Origin of the sequence: Klebsiella sp. JB_Kp031 (genome assembly GCF_040064295.1) — a bacterium.
GTDB lineage: Bacteria > Pseudomonadota > Gammaproteobacteria > Enterobacterales > Enterobacteriaceae > Klebsiella > Klebsiella quasipneumoniae.
This window is the reverse complement of record NZ_JBEAJW010000021.1, coordinates 119,998-135,577: the sequence shown is the minus strand read 5'-3', so window position 1 is coordinate 135,577 and position 15,580 is coordinate 119,998. Positions and strand designations below refer to the sequence as shown.

Annotated in this window: 17 protein-coding genes; 7 read left to right on the top strand and 10 right to left on the bottom strand. The window is 49.7% G+C overall.

Going from position 1 to position 15,580, the window contains the following annotated elements; translation table 11 throughout:
- Positions 1-8: 8 nt before the first annotated feature.
- The 10 genes from ABLV64_RS07160 to ABLV64_RS07115 all read right to left on the bottom strand — a co-directional run bounded on the left by ABLV64_RS07160 (position 9) and on the right by ABLV64_RS07115 (position 9,141).
- Complete coding sequence (locus ABLV64_RS07160; protein WP_004026585.1) at positions 9-647, bottom strand: VWA domain-containing protein; 639 nt, start codon at positions 645-647, stop codon at positions 9-11.
- Entirely contained in the window at positions 648-1,289 is a 642-nt protein-coding gene (locus tag ABLV64_RS07155) for a TerD family protein (RefSeq protein ID WP_004026586.1), read from the bottom strand.
- A 24-nt stretch (positions 1,290-1,313) separates the two neighbouring features.
- Positions 1,314-1,952: a VWA domain-containing protein gene (locus ABLV64_RS07150; protein ID WP_004026588.1), complete on the bottom strand. Its 639-nt coding sequence runs from the start codon at positions 1,950-1,952 to the stop codon at positions 1,314-1,316.
- 478 nt (positions 1,953-2,430) lie between these two features.
- On the bottom strand, positions 2,431-2,889 hold the full coding sequence (locus tag ABLV64_RS07145) for a ribbon-helix-helix protein, CopG family (protein WP_004026591.1): 459 nt from the start codon (positions 2,887-2,889) through the stop codon (positions 2,431-2,433).
- 2 nt (positions 2,890-2,891) lie between these two features.
- Positions 2,892-4,115: a DUF4236 domain-containing protein gene (locus ABLV64_RS07140; protein ID WP_348843178.1), complete on the bottom strand. Its 1,224-nt coding sequence runs from the start codon at positions 4,113-4,115 to the stop codon at positions 2,892-2,894.
- Between the two features lie 10 nt (positions 4,116-4,125).
- Positions 4,126-5,082, bottom strand: coding sequence for an HpcH/HpaI aldolase/citrate lyase family protein (locus ABLV64_RS07135; protein WP_014386544.1), 957 nt, complete (start codon positions 5,080-5,082; stop codon positions 4,126-4,128).
- Positions 5,082-6,161 carry a cysteine protease StiP family protein gene (locus tag ABLV64_RS07130; protein WP_004210251.1) on the bottom strand — a complete coding sequence of 360 codons (1,080 nt, stop codon included), beginning with the start codon at positions 6,159-6,161 and terminating at the stop codon, positions 5,082-5,084. The genes ABLV64_RS07135 and ABLV64_RS07130 overlap by 1 nt, the downstream gene beginning before the upstream one ends.
- 1 nt (position 6,162) lies before the next feature.
- Positions 6,163-6,936: a hypothetical protein gene (locus ABLV64_RS07125; RefSeq protein WP_004181732.1), complete on the bottom strand. Its 774-nt coding sequence runs from the start codon at positions 6,934-6,936 to the stop codon at positions 6,163-6,165.
- Positions 6,929-8,071: a phosphoribosyltransferase domain-containing protein gene (locus tag ABLV64_RS07120; protein WP_032412830.1), complete on the bottom strand. Its 1,143-nt coding sequence runs from the start codon at positions 8,069-8,071 to the stop codon at positions 6,929-6,931. The genes ABLV64_RS07125 and ABLV64_RS07120 overlap by 8 nt, the downstream gene beginning before the upstream one ends.
- A gap of 11 nt (positions 8,072-8,082) precedes the next feature.
- A complete protein-coding gene (locus tag ABLV64_RS07115) occupies positions 8,083-9,141 on the bottom strand; it encodes an ATP-grasp domain-containing protein (RefSeq protein WP_023302789.1) in 1,059 nt (352 codons plus the stop codon).
- Positions 9,142-9,452: 311 nt separating this feature from the next.
- Here ABLV64_RS07115 and ABLV64_RS07110 point away from each other — a divergent pair, with 311 nt between their 5' ends.
- From ABLV64_RS07110 to ABLV64_RS07080, 7 genes are all read left to right on the top strand, one after another.
- Complete coding sequence (locus tag ABLV64_RS07110) at positions 9,453-10,037, top strand: TerD family protein (protein ID WP_004210240.1); 585 nt, start codon at positions 9,453-9,455, stop codon at positions 10,035-10,037.
- The gene (gene terA, locus ABLV64_RS07105) at positions 10,034-11,185 is read left to right on the top strand and encodes a tellurium resistance system protein TerA (protein ID WP_025368659.1); all 1,152 of its coding nucleotides are present in this window, start codon (positions 10,034-10,036) and stop codon (positions 11,183-11,185) included. Before ABLV64_RS07110 ends, terA begins: the two co-directional genes overlap by 4 nt.
- A 22-nt stretch (positions 11,186-11,207) precedes the next feature.
- On the top strand, positions 11,208-11,663 hold the full coding sequence (terB, locus tag ABLV64_RS07100) for a tellurium resistance membrane protein TerB (protein ID WP_004026604.1): 456 nt from the start codon (positions 11,208-11,210) through the stop codon (positions 11,661-11,663).
- A 23-nt stretch (positions 11,664-11,686) separates the two neighbouring features.
- On the top strand, positions 11,687-12,727 hold the full coding sequence (gene terC / locus ABLV64_RS07095) for a tellurium resistance membrane protein TerC (protein WP_012540178.1): 1,041 nt from the start codon (positions 11,687-11,689) through the stop codon (positions 12,725-12,727).
- A 38-nt stretch (positions 12,728-12,765) separates the two neighbouring features.
- The gene (gene terD, locus ABLV64_RS07090) at positions 12,766-13,344 is read left to right on the top strand and encodes a tellurium resistance membrane protein TerD (RefSeq protein WP_004026609.1); all 579 of its coding nucleotides are present in this window, start codon (positions 12,766-12,768) and stop codon (positions 13,342-13,344) included.
- Between the two features lie 86 nt (positions 13,345-13,430).
- Positions 13,431-14,006 (top strand): tellurium resistance cAMP binding protein TerE, encoded by a 576-nt coding sequence (terE, locus tag ABLV64_RS07085; protein ID WP_004026611.1) that lies wholly within the window; start codon positions 13,431-13,433, stop codon positions 14,004-14,006.
- An 84-nt stretch (positions 14,007-14,090) separates the two neighbouring features.
- Positions 14,091-15,332 carry a VWA domain-containing protein gene (locus ABLV64_RS07080; RefSeq protein ID WP_016947104.1) on the top strand — a complete coding sequence of 414 codons (1,242 nt, stop codon included), beginning with the start codon at positions 14,091-14,093 and terminating at the stop codon, positions 15,330-15,332.
- Positions 15,333-15,580 lie beyond the last annotated feature (248 nt).

The window sequence follows — 15,580 nt, the reverse complement described above, 5'->3', positions numbered from 1 at the left end:
GGCGTAAGTTACAGAACAAGCTGGATTTCGGGTGGTGGTGGTGGAAGTGTGTCCGAATCAGTAGTGACTCCGGCACTGGAGCTTCCTGAAGCCACGCTGGCACTGACCCATTTGAAAAAGCCTGAAAATGCGGTCGAATCCAGTGTTTCAAGAGCCACAACTTTGTCAGTCAGTAGTTTCAGATGTTCGTGTCCCGCTTTAGGGCCAACAGCACAGGCTATAATGGAGCCAAACGAACGCCGCTGAACCTCTTTCACAGCTTCCCCATAAGCCCAGGCATCTGACGGAGTACCATCTGTCATCAGAAACACCAGCGGTCTCCAGTCGCCTTTCTGTTCACCATCAGAGCGGCGAATATCCCGGTCGACACACTGGATCAGACATTCAAGCGCCGCGCCGGTAAAGGTGCCGCCCGCACTTGGTACTTCTATATCAGAAAACTGAAAGTCAGCCAGGGCAGTGAGGGGAACATACTCCCGGGCTTCATTATCGTATGTAATTATTGAGATATGGACGCTTTCAAGCGCATAAGGGTCCTGTCTCAGGGCACTCAGCATAGCCTGCACACCCACATTCACTGAATGTATCGATTCTCCTCTCATTGAGCCGGAAGTATCGATGAGCAGATATACGGGTAGTCTTCGCATTTAGATATAGTTCCTCAGATGGCTTACGAACGAATCGGAGGTGGAAGGCTCGCCTATCGCATTCAGTTTCCAGCCACTGGATTCCCGGACAAGCTCAGCAAAGACCATCGATCGCTGACCATTAAAGGCTACACCGCCGGAGAGGTCAAAGCGTGCCATTTCCACATTTTTTCCGTCTACCGCCCGGATAAATGCATTTTGCACTTTTCCAAAGTGCTGCTGTAATTTTTCGCCGTTGTAGATCTGAACAATAAAGACAATTTTTTCGTACTTCGGATCGATGCTGTTTAGTTTTACGATAATTTGCTCATCGTCTCCGTCACCGGCACCTGTCCGGTTATCGCCGGTCAACCAGATCTGCCCTGATTTATGGCGAAGACTGTTGAAGAAGACGATATCGCCGTTAACCAGTGTCGGCTTACCATTTTCAACATTGCCAAGGTCAGTCACTTTACCGGCTGCGTTGCAGAGAAAGGCAATAACATCGAGGTCATACTCTTCCTCTTTTTTGCCAAAAATTCCACCCAGGAACCCTTTTTTCTCTTCATTGATGTCCCAGCCAAGACCTATCGTGACTGAGGAAAGATCGAACTCATTTTTACGCAGGCTGACGCCTTGCCCTTTCCGTAAGCTGACAGTCATAGGATCCTCTCTTAAGTTGATTGTTTATAAAACCACGTTTACTTCTGGCGGCGGTGGAGGCAAATCATCAAGACCGATAACTTCTTTTTTACCGGCATCGACTTTCTGGCTACCTACGGAAACACTGGCAGACACCCATTTGAAAAAAGCTTTGATGGAAGAGCTGTCGGCAGTGTCCAGCTGGAGAACAATCTCGGTGATCTCCTTAAGCACATCCGTATCTGCATCATGCCCGGCAGCACATGCGACAACTACCCCTTTTTTGGCTGCTTTGAATTCATTAAGTCCTTTACGCCAGTCATCCGTAGGGCCACCATCCGTCATCAGGAAAACGAGTGGACGCCAGTCGCCTTTTGTCTCCGCTGTCGTTTTCTGAACTTCTGCATCAATTCGGTTTGCAGTCAGGGATAAGGCTTCGCCCAGAGCGGTAGTTCCGCTTGCCGAAAAAGAGGGGAGATTGAAACTGAGGAGATCTGTAAGAGGTACGGCCTGACGAGCAGTAGAGTCGAAAGTAATGACAGAGACATATGCAGTTTCCAGTGCATAAGGATCCTGCTTCAGGGTGGTCAGTAGTGTCTGGACACCATTTTTAACTGCCTCTATAGGCTCTCCGTGCATTGAACCTGATGTATCGAGAAGCAGATAGACGGGAAGTCTTCTCATCTTAAACTTTCCTTAATGGTTGATGGGGGAGCTCATTTCCTGAACATGGTTTTATAAACACTTCATATCATACTACTAAAAAAAAGCCATATAGTTAGTTCAGCAATCACAAAGTGAGATTTTCACGTTGTTTCAAACGCGCGAGTTGGTTGAGCAACATTACAAATTTTCAATATTTCAACAATACGATCCCCGCCATTATTAGTAGGCATTCGCCATATTGATAACCCGTCGCCGGGAAACTGGACAGGTCATAATCTATATAAAATATGGTTTAACGTTTTTGCATTTAATAATACGGCGACGATGGTCAGTTAAAAGAAAACCAATAAAATAAAACACAGGGATTATTTATGAATTAAGAATCTTTATTTTATTAACTTGCTTTTTATCTGTAGTTATACAATAAACACCTGTTGGGAAAATGGTAAGGATTGCCGATTAGTGGAGTGAGAACAACCACCCCACTAATATTCTGCTATTTCTTCATTTCATTGATAATTTCATCAATTTTTAACTCTACTAATTTTTCTACTGCCTCGCTTCTTGATGTACCGCTTAGCGCAGCCAGTTTGTCAATTTTGCGAAGAACACGGCGTCTAATCGACAGGGAAACGGAAGTTTTTATATCCTTATCCAGTACTACCCGTGCCCCCTGGTCATGTGTTTTTAAATCAGAATTAAGGTCCAGCGCCTCACTCATTCTCTTTAGTGTTTTCTTATCCAGTAATCCGGAGTGTACCATCTGATAGGAGTGGCCAGCCTTACTGTATTTAATTTCAGCCGCGTAAGTTTCCCTCAGCTCTTTGAGCGCCCGGCTTAGTGTCGGCTCAGAACAGGCCAGCGTCGCGGTGATGGATTGCGCCGATACAGGCTTCCCTGAGCCAAGTATGTTAGCCAGGGTGTAAACTCTTTCCTGTCTGGTGTTTAATTGCATATTCAGTCGGTACCTGCCATTTGGGTCAGTGGTTCTATAGGCTGAAAAATGTAAGTTGAACTCATTTTCCTGATCAGACCTCGATCACCCAATGCTTCAATAGGGTCAACGCCACGCAGATTCCCGAAGTTGATTAGCTCGATTTCAGAGCGGCATGCCCGCCAGGAAATAATGTACTCATCTTCAAGATATCCAGTGCGTTTACTGACCCGCTGAGTGAAGCCTGAAATGAAGGCCTGTTCAAACGGAAGCGTCTGAAAAACGATTGCTGCTAATCTCAGCAGGCATCCGTGAACGTGTTTAGCGTAACTTTCCCGGACCGCTTTCTGTGTCATGGCTTTTTCATTGATATCAGTTCCCCGGGCATTCACGCTATACACTTTATCAGGCATATCCTCAATCTCAGGTAAATCAACATCAAGCCAGACTGTTGATTCTTCAGGCCGTACCTCAAACGTCACCAGTGTTTCTCGCGGCCATTCTGTTTGCGAGAAAACTTCCTCAAGACAATGTTCAAAGAAGCGGGCGTCAGATCGGAATTGCTCTTTCGCTAAAGCTACAGAGTCCGTGCGATTTTTTTCATGCTCCTGGTACTGATGCTGCCATTCTGCGTACTGCTCAGCCCACGCTATACGCTGTTTCTCATAACGCTGTTTCAGCAACGCATTTTCACGTTCAATATCAGCGACGGACGTCTGCCACCGCCGAAGATTTTCGTTCTGTCGCTCCTGTCGGGCTGCATCAGATTCAAGCCATCCCCCAAGGAAACCGCGACCGGCATGCTCATCAGGTTCTGGTGGAAGAGGTATATATTCAGGTTTGTTTGGTCGTACCGGCGCAGGAAGAGTGAAACTGCCCTGACGGAGCGCCAGGTACTGTGTCTCGAGCGTGGCCCAGGTATTCCCTCCCTTTGGAGAAGGGGAGAGTTCATGGATATTGGTTATCGCTGTTACGGTGGACATCAGTTTTTCCACCACCAGCTCCAGTTCAGACCTCAGACCGGGATCTGCCTGATGCCTGGTATTCACTCTTTCCCGTGCTGTTCTGTCAATCCGGGTGCGGTAACTCAGTCCCGTTCCGGGAAGGCCCAGGTTGGCAAACGTACCATTCTTTCCCACTGACAGCGAAGCTCCACGGGGGCCAATACTCAGACTGGGGGTCCCGTTACTCAGGTTAACCCTGACCCCCGGGATAATGCTGATCGATTTACGAAATCTGAATCCCATATATGCTTCCTTAGTGCTGCTTAGAAACTGGAATAAGCCTGATTCCTTCCGGATTTTGCCCCGTAGTCAGACCGTATACCTGTCCCCGTCCCAGGATCCCCTGAGCCCACCGGCGATGGGTGGCCGGTTCACACATCGCTCCCTGAGATTTGAAGACTGCCTGGGTGGAATTCAGAATTCGTAACGCATCTGAATGCTCACCAGGAGACACTTTAAGCGCCTCCTCTATGACACTAATCTGATCAGGATGAATGGCCGTTTTACCCACCAGCCCATGGGCGATATCCATAGAGAGTTCTCGTCCCAGAACGCCGTGATCGTCGATGTGTTCGCATACTGGTGCGGTAAGCGCAAAATCACGAGGAGCGAATACTGACACAAGCATTTTTATGACATAACCCATAGGAGTGTCATAAAGGGTCAGATCCCGTGGCCGTCGCAGAGACACGACGTTCATGAGATCGTTTCCGCCGATCCGCAAAGCGATTATGCGGTCACGGCAGTCATGACTCGAAAGTTCATTTGCCAGCGCCTGCATTTTAATAACATCATAGACTTCTTCGGTTTCAAGCGTTGGCATCATCATCAATGATGTTCCTGCCATGATGTCCCACCAAACCGGGAGCGTGGAAAGGGTGAATTTGGGCAGTACAAAACCATCAACTGCACTCAGGTCCAAATTAGTCGTTAACCATCCCCCCATATCAGTGTGACGTGGGCGGATAAATACCAGTGGGTACTTCTCATCATCGTTGACGGCTCTTGCGTGTCTCAATTGCTTCAAAAACAGTGAAAGATTCTGAATCGCAAGAGGGATGTCATGCTCGCTGACCGCATCTTCCAGGCAGACAACCAGAGAGCGTAGCCCCGGTATTTTCCCTTCCAGAACGACCTCAGCGATATCCTTGCGTGTGGCAGGCATATACAGCGTGGCACCGAGTTCCCATGGGTTGGGTTGTTTTTTCATCAGCGTACCTTTTTGATAATGGTAACCGCACGATACTGACCGAGCGTATCCCCGGCTTCCGTCACCTGGATACCTTTCTCTTTTGCCAGCCCAACCAGAAGAGAAACATCCGGGTCATCCATCTGGCGAACAAAAACATGATCAGGTACACGACGCAGAACCGCCCGCGTCGCTTCAGCGATACCCGGCTTAATGCGGTTAATGCTGTCCACCTCATAACGCGCAGCAAGGCTCTGGATAACTTTTCTGCTCAGCTGCCAGCGTGCGGCATTTTTCCCTGCGTCCCAGCCAGAAGCGGGAAGGGGTTTACCGTCAAGCTGTTCACGGAAATGTGCTACCGTATCCACCAGCATCTGGCTACATTCAAAAGACTGAAGGTGATCGCAAACCACACAGCCATGCAGGCCTTCTTCGGCCCAGACAGAGCGCGAAATCAGACCCGAGACAGGCGCGCCCATGATACCGAACGGGATAAGCCAGTCATCGTCACTGGCAGCAAGCCAGGCACATCCGCAGGGGTCAGCCAGCACAACCAGTCGAGGCTGCTCCGGATAACCGGGACGGTCCTTCAGTGTGCGGGATAATTCGCCGGTAATAGCTCCTTTTCCCGTCCAGCCGTCGACAAACACTATGCCACCAGTACCATGGCGTGATTCGATAAAATCAAGCGCCGCAGCATCAATACCCCTGTCGCGGATAATGCTGATCCCGTAGTGGAAAGACTGTTTTCCCATCGCACGCAGAGCCTGATGCAGCATGACCCCCAGTGGAACACCAGCTCTGACCAGGCTGACCAGGACAATGGGTTCATCGCCAGCACGACGGGCCAGTTCACGAGCAAGATAAGATACCTCCCGTGCCAGACGTGCAGCTCCCGAGTCAAGCGCACGGGTGAAAAGATCCAGGTGCCAGCGGGTCGGCTCTGGTTCCTGGCTTAACATGTCGGAATAATGCATTTTTCCTGACTGAATCAGTTCTTCCTTCAGGTCAACCGGTGTCATCTCCATGACAATGGGTTTCAGCAAAAAGTGAACATCGTCCGGTTTATAGGAACCAGAAAACGGGGCAAAATGCGACATCTTATTGCTCTCCAAAAATACGCTGTGATATGGCCTCGGCAAACTGACTCTGGCGTGGAAGACCAAACCAGCTGCAGAGTTTCATGAACCGATGGTCGCTCAGGCTGTCACCCAGCCCCATCACCGGGAAAACCCCGCGCTCCTGACGCAGTTTCTCCAGCAACCATGAAACGGCCAGCCCTTTTTCTACCGGGCAGGGTAACCAGGCAATGTTGTTGCTGTTACGGTGGATGTAAAACCCTTCGGTCGAAAAAACGCGCTCAATCTCATCCCCGACAGCGTTCAGTTCATCAAGCTTCGTGCTGTCGCGGTGCTTCATGACCAGATACACCGGCGTGCCCTCATATTCGTAGTTGAGGCGTGCCCAGGCATTAATGCCTCGCGCATCCATGAGCTCGGTGATGATATGTTGCATTGATGTTAAGCGGTCGGCGTAGGAGGACAGGCACTCCAGCATATGGGCTTTCCAGTCGCTGTCTGGCGTACCATCTGGACGAAGGATCACCGCGCCATGAGTGGTCACGGCCCAGGAACGGAAGGGGATCTGTACCCGACTGATTTCTTCCGTACCTCTGGCCGTCACCGGAATGAGGTCCGCATGTTCCAGCAACCAGTCCACCAGCATGGCCTGCTCTTCGGTCATAAAACTGCGAGGCGTGAGGCTGCGATCCAGTGCGCCGGTCCGGAACGGTTCAAGGGCAAGTTCATCAACCATTTTTCGGCGGGTCTGGAACAGGGTGTCATCGAGGTCGCTGAAGACGACGGGCTTATTCATAGGTAATCACCTCTACGGTGGGAGCAACAGCGGAAAGCGCCTCAAGCAGCCGGGGGTCCACGCTGGAAGCTGGCGTTTCGCAACAAATCAGGATCCGGTCAAACTGCTGATGAGCAACGTTATAGACATAATTTGGAATACCCAGTCCGTAGTTATCGCTGAAAGCAATGGCGGACTGGATAGCATAACCAGTGGAAATCGGTGAGCGGGTCGTCGAACTGAACACGACCTGAGCACCTGCCGCTTCAAGTCGCTCAGCCAGCAGGAACGGCTCCCAGACAAATTCACCGGTGCCCAGTACCAGAATGTTTTCACCGTGCGAAACCTGAACCTGGAGACCCAGGTCACTCGCCGGTATCTGCATCCCGAGTCGCCCCCAGGATTGTTTGCCTGTGATCGGGATGTTCCCTCTGGAGGTCACATTTACCTGGGGCATGACAGGCAGCGTGGCATCCGGTTCGGGTGTCCAGCGCCAGTTGCCGGAGATGAGCGATACTGTATGTAGGGGCAGGGGGCTGTTCTGACTGAGTGCTTCTCCGCTCCAGTCAGTCAGCGTGACAGCAATAACCCGTCGTACCTTCCGGAGTGCACCCGATGCACGTAATGAGGCGAGAAGATTGAGGAACGTTTTCCCTGTCGTGGCTTCATCATCCACGAGCACTAATGTTTGTGCCTCCGCTACGGTTTGCCGCATGGCAGCAGAAACTGGATAGTAGATCAAGTGGTCTGTTGCATGGCTGTGCTCTTCTTTAAACTCGCACAACAGTTCGGCATCGACCGGATGGCGGGTTGATGTCAGATAAACACAGTCAGGGTGATGCTTGCGCACCTCATCAAACACTCCCGCCCCGAGGCCGACAGCCGTCTCAGCCATCCCGATAAATACCACCGGCCCGTCCAGAGTCCCGGGAAACTTCTCCGCCAGCTGTGTATAAACATTGCGCATGACCAGAGGAGAGACAGGAATATGTCGACCCAGCACTTTACTGACAAACAGAAATGCGCGTTTTGGATTCCGCCGTTCGGCGATATCAAAGAGATCAGTAAGAGGATAATCGGTTTCCTCGCTGCTTACCTCAATTCGCCCACAGGATAATGTCTTTTGATAAACGAAATTACCATCAATTGCTGACATATCTGTCTCCATTAATCAATTCTGTTGGTCAATGATGCCGGATAGAGAATGACATCGGTGACAGAGCGGACGACTGCAGGTGAAAAATCAGTTTTCGCTGACTGCCTGACCTGATCATCATCCATCAGCCCAAGTGTATGGAAGGCATACAGACCCGGAAGATTCACGCCACTGTGCCGCGTATAACCAATACCTCCTGAAGGCCGCATGTTAATTTCCAGCAATAGCGGTTTGCCTTCGGCATTATGGCGAGTCTGTACATTGACCATGCCGTCTGCGTTCATTAGGCGGGCGCAGTTGATGGCAAGTTCAATCGCTTCCCCTTCATTTTCCAGATACTGAAGCACACCTTCTTTACGCCGCCCGATAGCGGCCAGGACCGTGCCTTGACTTACCACCATATCCACAGAGTATTCTGGTCCGGGTAAATAGGGCATCAGTACTTGTGGAGTAAAGCAGTCCATCCGGGCATGAGCAGCCAGAAACTGTGATGGGTGGATAACACGGCTATCAGGATTGTTGAGAAAAGCTACCGGGGAAACATTGTCATCAAAACGCCAGAATCCCATGCCATAAATGCCTGTAACAGGTTTAATGCAGAGGCAATCAGAAGGGAAAGGGGGATGACTCAGCAGAGTACGAAGCTCGTCTACATTTTTTACCCGAACCGACGGGACAACCGGAAGTCCATTTTTTTCCATAAACTCGGAAAAAGTAACTTTTTCATCGGCTAATTCAAACCAGTGAGTCCCCGTTGACCCGGTAGTCAGGTGGACACCAGAACGTTGAATGTTTTCCCGGTGGCTTTCAAACCATTTACAGTTGCGACCAGTATGTATCGCATTAATACCATGAGCGTCAGTAATGGAATGAATAAAAGAAAGACGTTCTTCTTCGTTGTTAGGTTCGATCATTGAAAAATCGGAAACAGACAAGATCTCTTTCCTCTCGTTGCGATGAGAAGAAAAGATTTCAATATCCTGATTTTCCTTTTCCGCAAATGATTTCACTCCAAGGATAATGTCTCGCTGGGAAGATAGCCCTTCCATAAACCAAATTTTCTTTTTCATTTTTTATAATTGTCGCCTGAAAAGGGGATGAGATTTTTGTAATACATGAGTCTAAGAACTGACCTGCGCCATGTCAATCATAATATGATAATCACTCGCTGTTTTTGACTTTCCGGTTAGACCACAAAAACCGCTTAATAACAATAACATACATAAAACCACCACCTACCCACCCAATGTAATGAAACGTAAATTCCAGAAACCCACCAGTTTTTACCTTGCGGGTGAACTTTGTCATGATATGATTTAGATGCATTCTGTTTGAAAATGAATTTTATAAAAACCCGGTCAATACCTTTTAAGGAATGAATATGGTTTCTTTAAGTAAAAACCAGACAGTATCACTCAGCAAACAATCCACTGCTCTCAGCCAGCTTCAGTTCGGACTGGGTTGGGATCCTGTTAAGAAAAAGGGATTATTTGGCAGCATTTTTGGTGGCAATGATTCCATAGACCTGGATGCAGGTTGCGTTCTTCTGGATGCCGCAGGTAATAAAATTGACACCATCTGGTTTCGTAAACTGAAATCCAGCTGTGGGTCTGTCGTCCACTCCGGCGATAACCTGACGGGTGAGGGGGATGGAGATGATGAAATCATTCGCGTCGATCTCACAAAATTGCCGGCAAATGTTGAATACCTCGCCTTTACCGTGAACAGCTTTCGTGGGCAGTCCTTCAACGATGTCGATAACGCCTTCTGTCGCGTCGTGGATCAGACCAATAAAGAACTGGCCCGTTATCAGCTGACGGAACAAGGTGCTCATACGGGTATCATCATCGCTTCCCTGCGCCGCAACAACGGAAACTGGGATTTTACCGCCCACGGTAAAGCAAGCGGTGGCCGCACAATCGACGATATGCAATTCGATATCGTAAGTACGGTGGTAAAAGCATGAATCTGACACCGGGGGGCAATGCCCCTTTAATAGCTCAGGATCTCCGCGTGAGGGTCATTTCTGGTGGTCCTGTTGACGCTTCGGCGTTTCGATTATTCGCTGACGGGAAAGTTCGGGGTGACAGCGATATGGTCTTTTACGGGCAACCCCGTAATGAAGATGGTTCCATTAGCTTCAGTGCTGAAGGGACCAATAGCGTTTTCACCGTTGATCTGTCCCGCCTCAAGCCCGACGTGCAGAAAGTCGCCTTCACCGTTACCTGTGACGGCAGTCATACCGTTTCCTCCCTGAATCATCTGTCCATACAAATTGAAAGTGGCAATACCTCGCTGATCAGTGGTCAGGTAGAACTGAGTGGCCGTCAGGAAGCCGCTCTGATCCTCGGTGAAGTCTATCGCAGGAATGGTGACTGGAAATTTCGTTTTATCGCCCAGGGCTTCAATGGCGGCCTGAAACCTCTCGCTGAGTACTATGGCGTCAACGTCGCGGATGAGCCAGCTCCAGTCACTCCGCCACCAGCGCCTCCGGCTCCGCCTAAAGTTAGCCTGAGTAAAGTTTCTCTGACAAAAGAGAAGCCTGCCATCAGCCTTGCCAAAAAAGACAATTTTGGTGAAATCCGCATCAATCTGAACTGGCATCGTGGCTCGGGTTCAGGCGGGTTACTGGGCGGTATGTTTGGTTCGAACAAAGCTATAGACCTGGATCTCGGTGCATTCGTTGAGCTCGCAGATGGCTATAAGTCAGTTGTTCAGGCACTCGGTAATGCTTTTGGTAACTATCACTCTGAGCCATATGTTCAACTGCAGGGTGATGATCGTACCGGCGAGGCTCTGGATGGGGAATGGCTACACATCAATGGCCGCGAATGGAAAGAAATTCGCCAGGTACTGATATATGCCTTTATCTATCAGGGCGTGCCCAGCTGGGACAAAACCGATGGCGTGGTGACATTACATGTTCCTGAGCAACCACCGATTGAATCACGTCTGACTGAAGGTGATAACAAACGCACGCTGTGTGCGATTGCCCGTCTGGTCAACGAGAACGGTTCCATTCGTGTGGAACGTATTAACCAGTACTTCAGAGGCCAGGAGGAAATGGACCGCGCTTTTGGCTGGGGGTTTCGCTGGTCCAGAGGTTCCAAATAAACGCAATGATGAGGGTATGAGAATGAGTTTTTTCGACAAAGTAAAAGGGGCTTTGACCTCGGGTCGTGAGGAATTGACCCGCCAGGTAGGCCGTTACAAAAACAAGAAATTTATGCAGGGTACCGTCGCGGTATGCGCCCGTATCGCTGTTGCCAGTGACGGCGTTAGCTCCGAAGAAAAACAGAAGATGATTGGATTTCTGCGATCCTCAGAAGAGCTGAAAGTCTTCGATACAGCAGAAGTTATTGAGTTTTTTAACAAGCTGGTGACCAGTTTCGACTTTGATCTGGAAATCGGAAAAGGCGAAACGATGAAATATATCCTCGCCCTGAAAGACCAGCCAGAGGCAGCTCAACTGGCTCTTCGTGTCGGTATTGCTGTTGCTAAAAGTGATGGCAACTTCGATGATGATGAGAAGAGTGCTGTCCGTGAAATTGCCCGTTCGCTGGGTTTCGACCCGGCTGAATTTGGCCTCTGATAAACAACGGATAAAGGTACGATATGGTTTCCACTCACATCGGTTTTCCGGCTGAAACAGTGACGGTCTTTGTTGCTCTGTCGGTCGGTGCCATCTTTATTGACCTGTTCATGCACCGACATGACAAGCCAATTTCCCTCAAAAGCGCAGCCTTATGGTCCGTTTTCTGGGTTGTTGTCGCGATGGCATTTGCCGGTTTCCTGTATGTGCATCACGGTGCCGAGGTTGCCAGCCTGTTTGTCACGGGTTATGCCCTTGAGAAGGTGCTGTCAGTTGATAACCTGTTTGTCATGATGGCGATTTTCTCATGGTTCTCAGTTCCGGACCGTTACCGTCACCGGGTTCTGTACTGGGGGATCATTGGCGCTATCGTCTTCCGGGGGATTTTCGTTGCGATCGGTACCGGTCTGCTTAGCCTTGGCCCTTATGTCGAGCTGATCTTTGCCGTTGTTGTTGCCTGGACTGCGGTCATGATGCTCAAAGGCGGTGGGGATGATGACGAAATTGAGGATTATTCTCAGCACCTTGCTTATCGCCTGGTTAAACGCTTCTTCCCGATTTGGCCGAAACTGTCCGGACATGCATTCCTGCTGACCCAAAAAGAAGTGGACGCCGAACTGGCTAAGCCAGAAAACAAAGACGTATCTGTAGGGCGACTGAAAAAGGCAGCGCTTTACGCCACCCCATTGATGTTATGTGTGGCTGTAGTGGAACTCTCTGACGTAATGTTTGCCTTCGACTCTGTCCCGGCAATTATTGCAGTCAGTCGTGAACCTCTGATTGTGTATAGCGCCATGATGTTCGCAATACTGGGCCTGCGTACTCTGTATTTCGTACTGGAAGCCCTGAAACAGTATCTGTCCCAGCTGGAGAAAGCTGTTATCGTCCTGCTGTTCTTCATTGCGTTTAAGCTGGGTCTGAACGCTACCGATCACATCTGGCACCATGGTTACAGCCTGTCTGCGACCACCAGCCTGTATGTCGTACTGGGTGTACTGGCTCTTGGTATTCTGGCCAGTGTCATCTTTCCGGAAAAGCCGGAAGCTGAAAATAAAGAAAGCTGATCTCAGCTGATTAATGATTAACGAAAGAGGATAAATAGATGAGCGTTTCACTATCTAAAGGCGGCAACGTTTCCCTGAGCAAAACCGCGCCAAGCATGAAAAACGTGCTGGTTGGCCTTGGCTGGGATGCACGTTCTACGGACGGTCAGGACTTTGACCTCGATGCTTCCGCATTTCTGCTGGCAGCCAATGGCAAGGTTCGTGGCGATGCAGATTTCATTTTCTATAACAACCTGAAATCTGCTGATGGTTCCGTTACTCATACCGGTGATAACCGTACCGGTGAAGGTGATGGCGACGATGAATCCCTCAAAATCAAACTGGACGCGGTACCTGGGGATGTCGACAAAATTATTTTCGTTGTCACTATCCATGATGCTCAGGCTCGTCGCCAGAGCTTCGGTCAGGTTTCCGGCGCATTTATCCGTCTGGTGAATGATGACAATCAGACTGAAGTTGCTCGCTACGATCTGACAGAAGACGCTTCTACTGAAACTGCCATGCTGTTTGGGGAGCTGTATCGTCACAACGGAGAATGGAAATTCCGTGCGGTTGGCCAGGGTTATGCTGGTGGACTGGCCTCCGTGTGCGCTCAGTACGGCATCAACGCGTCCTGATAAAAAGTAACTTTCTTACCCAAATCATTCGGGGGTGATGCCCCCGATATCCACGACCCGATATCTACGATTAGCAGGAGCAAAAAATGGCTGTTTCTCTCGTTAAAGGCGGTAATGTTTCTCTGACTAAAGAAGCCCCGAGCATGAATGTTGCTCTGGTTGGCCTGGGCTGGGATGCACGCGTTACTGATGGTCAGGCATTTGATCTGGATGCATCAGTATTCCTTGTTGGCGAAAACGGTAAAGTGCTGTCCGATTCGCATTTCGTATTTTATAACAACACCACCAGCCCGGATGGCGCAGTACAGCATCAGGGTGACAACCGTACCGGTGAAGGCGACGGTGACGATGAGCAGGTCAAAATTGATCTGACAAAAGTGGCCGCAGACGTTAAGAAGCTCGTATTCGCAGTCACCATTCATGAAGCAGACAGCCGTAAGCAAAATTTCGGCATGGTCAGTAACAGCTTTATGCGTGTGGTGAACAACGATAATGGCTCCGAGATTGCACGCTTTGACCTGTCAGAAGATGCCTCAACTGAAACCGCAATGATTTTCGGTGAACTGTATCGCCATGGCGCGGAATGGAAGTTTAAGGCTGTAGGACAGGGCTTTGCTGGTGGCCTGGCTGCGCTGGCAACCCAGCACGGCATCAACATCTGATAAACCAGTAAAACCAAACCCCGGCCTGTCCGGGGTTTTTTCTACCCGCTGAGTGATCCCTTTACCCGGCAACAAGGAGCCTAAATGCAATTACAATCAGGACAGAACATTCCGCTTCACACAGCTACACTGACTCTCCGGCTTGATTATCCCCCCAGTCCTGGATTTCACAGTACCCCTGAGACTTGCCTGTTTATGCTGAATGCTGAGGGAAAAGTGACAGGCGATGCCGATTTTATCTTTTACAACAATCTCAGTGCCGCCGGTGGCAGTGTGAAGCTCAACCCCGGTCACCAGTACGCAGTCGTTCATTTTGCGCTTGACCAGATCCCGGATACGATTCAGAAGATTGCAATCACTATGGTGATAGATGGCAGTGATACGATAAGCGGCCTCGCGCAACTGAAACTTTCTGCTGAAAGTCAGGCCACCTTTTTTGTCGATCTCAATGGCCGCACAGAAAAGGCAGTAATTATGGGGGAAGTTTACCGATACCAGGGCAACTGGAAGCTCAGGGCGCTTGGGCAGGGATTTAATGGCGGGCTTGAGCCACTGGCAGTTAGCTATGGTGTGGACGTGGAACCTGCAGCAGAAGTTGTACCGCAACCAGCCAGGATCAGCCTTGAAAAGAAACTCGAAGGTAAAGCGCCTGCGCTTATCAGCCTGGCTAAGAAAGCCAGTATTTCACTGGCAAAACACAAACTGGATACCGTTGAAGCACGAGTCGCTTTTGTTCTCGATGCCTCAGGCTCAATGACCGGCCAGTTTAAAAAAGGCCATGTACAGGCCGTTCTTGACCGTATAGCTGTCCTGTCTGTCCAGTTCGATGATGACGGCACGATGGATGTATGGGGCTTTGCTGAGCGTCACAAGAAATACCCTGACGTCACACTGGACAACCTTGACGGATACATTGCTGCCATTCAGAACACAGGTAAACGATCTGCCTGGGAAATCCTTCCCGGCCTTGGCGGGACGAACAATGAGCCGCCAGTCATGAATGAGGTTATCGATTATTTCAAGGACAGCACCCTACCCGTTTTTGTCGTGTGCATTACAGATGGCGGGATCAGCAAAACACGAGAAATTAAAGAGGCCATCCGCCGCTCAGCCAACTATCCTGTCTTCTGGAAGTTCGTGGGACTGGGCGGATCAAATTATGGGATTCTGGAGAGGCTGGACACCTTTAGCGACCGTCGGGTAGACAACAGCAACTTTTTTGCGATCGATAATTTTGCCCACATAAAGGACGAAGAGTTGTATGAAAAACTTCTCGAAGAGTTCAAAGACTGGCTTGGACTGGCAAAAAAGGAAGGCATTATCTGACCCATCGCCCCGGTAAGGGGCGATAGGCCTGCTGCCATGACGACATCTTTTCAAAGTACGCAGAGCTAAACAGGGCTATATGCAGATGTGATCGCTGAAACCCAACTTCACCCAGTAATTTATACCCAGGAACACATCGGCAGGGATGAAAAAAACCCGCTCGGAAAAGCGGGCTGAAAGTAGGTATTCCAATGGTAACAGGTTGAAGCATACCTAATAGTCCGAGCTACCGATTTACCAGGATGCAC

Bases quoted from the DNA above. Each gene is read 5' to 3' on its own strand.
- ABLV64_RS07160 (WP_004026585.1), bottom strand. From the start codon at position 647: ATGCGAAGACTACCCGTATATCTGCTCATCGATACTTCCGGCTCAATG.
- ABLV64_RS07155 (WP_004026586.1), bottom strand. From the start codon at position 1,289: ATGACTGTCAGCTTACGGAAAGGGCAAGGCGTCAGCCTGCGTAAAAAT.
- ABLV64_RS07150 (WP_004026588.1), bottom strand. From the start codon at position 1,952: ATGAGAAGACTTCCCGTCTATCTGCTTCTCGATACATCAGGTTCAATG.
- ABLV64_RS07145 (WP_004026591.1), bottom strand. From the start codon at position 2,889: ATGCAATTAAACACCAGACAGGAAAGAGTTTACACCCTGGCTAACATA.
- ABLV64_RS07140 (WP_348843178.1), bottom strand. From the start codon at position 4,115: ATGGGATTCAGATTTCGTAAATCGATCAGCATTATCCCGGGGGTCAGG.
- ABLV64_RS07135 (WP_014386544.1), bottom strand. From the start codon at position 5,082: ATGAAAAAACAACCCAACCCATGGGAACTCGGTGCCACGCTGTATATG.
- ABLV64_RS07130 (WP_004210251.1), bottom strand. From the start codon at position 6,161: ATGTCGCATTTTGCCCCGTTTTCTGGTTCCTATAAACCGGACGATGTT.
- ABLV64_RS07125 (WP_004181732.1), bottom strand. From the start codon at position 6,936: ATGAATAAGCCCGTCGTCTTCAGCGACCTCGATGACACCCTGTTCCAG.
- ABLV64_RS07120 (WP_032412830.1), bottom strand. From the start codon at position 8,071: ATGTCAGCAATTGATGGTAATTTCGTTTATCAAAAGACATTATCCTGT.
- ABLV64_RS07115 (WP_023302789.1), bottom strand. From the start codon at position 9,141: ATGAAAAAGAAAATTTGGTTTATGGAAGGGCTATCTTCCCAGCGAGAC.
- ABLV64_RS07110 (WP_004210240.1), top strand. From the start codon at position 9,453: ATGGTTTCTTTAAGTAAAAACCAGACAGTATCACTCAGCAAACAATCC.
- terA (WP_025368659.1), top strand. From the start codon at position 10,034: ATGAATCTGACACCGGGGGGCAATGCCCCTTTAATAGCTCAGGATCTC.
- terB (WP_004026604.1), top strand. From the start codon at position 11,208: ATGAGTTTTTTCGACAAAGTAAAAGGGGCTTTGACCTCGGGTCGTGAG.
- terC (WP_012540178.1), top strand. From the start codon at position 11,687: ATGGTTTCCACTCACATCGGTTTTCCGGCTGAAACAGTGACGGTCTTT.
- terD (WP_004026609.1), top strand. From the start codon at position 12,766: ATGAGCGTTTCACTATCTAAAGGCGGCAACGTTTCCCTGAGCAAAACC.
- terE (WP_004026611.1), top strand. From the start codon at position 13,431: ATGGCTGTTTCTCTCGTTAAAGGCGGTAATGTTTCTCTGACTAAAGAA.
- ABLV64_RS07080 (WP_016947104.1), top strand. From the start codon at position 14,091: ATGCAATTACAATCAGGACAGAACATTCCGCTTCACACAGCTACACTG.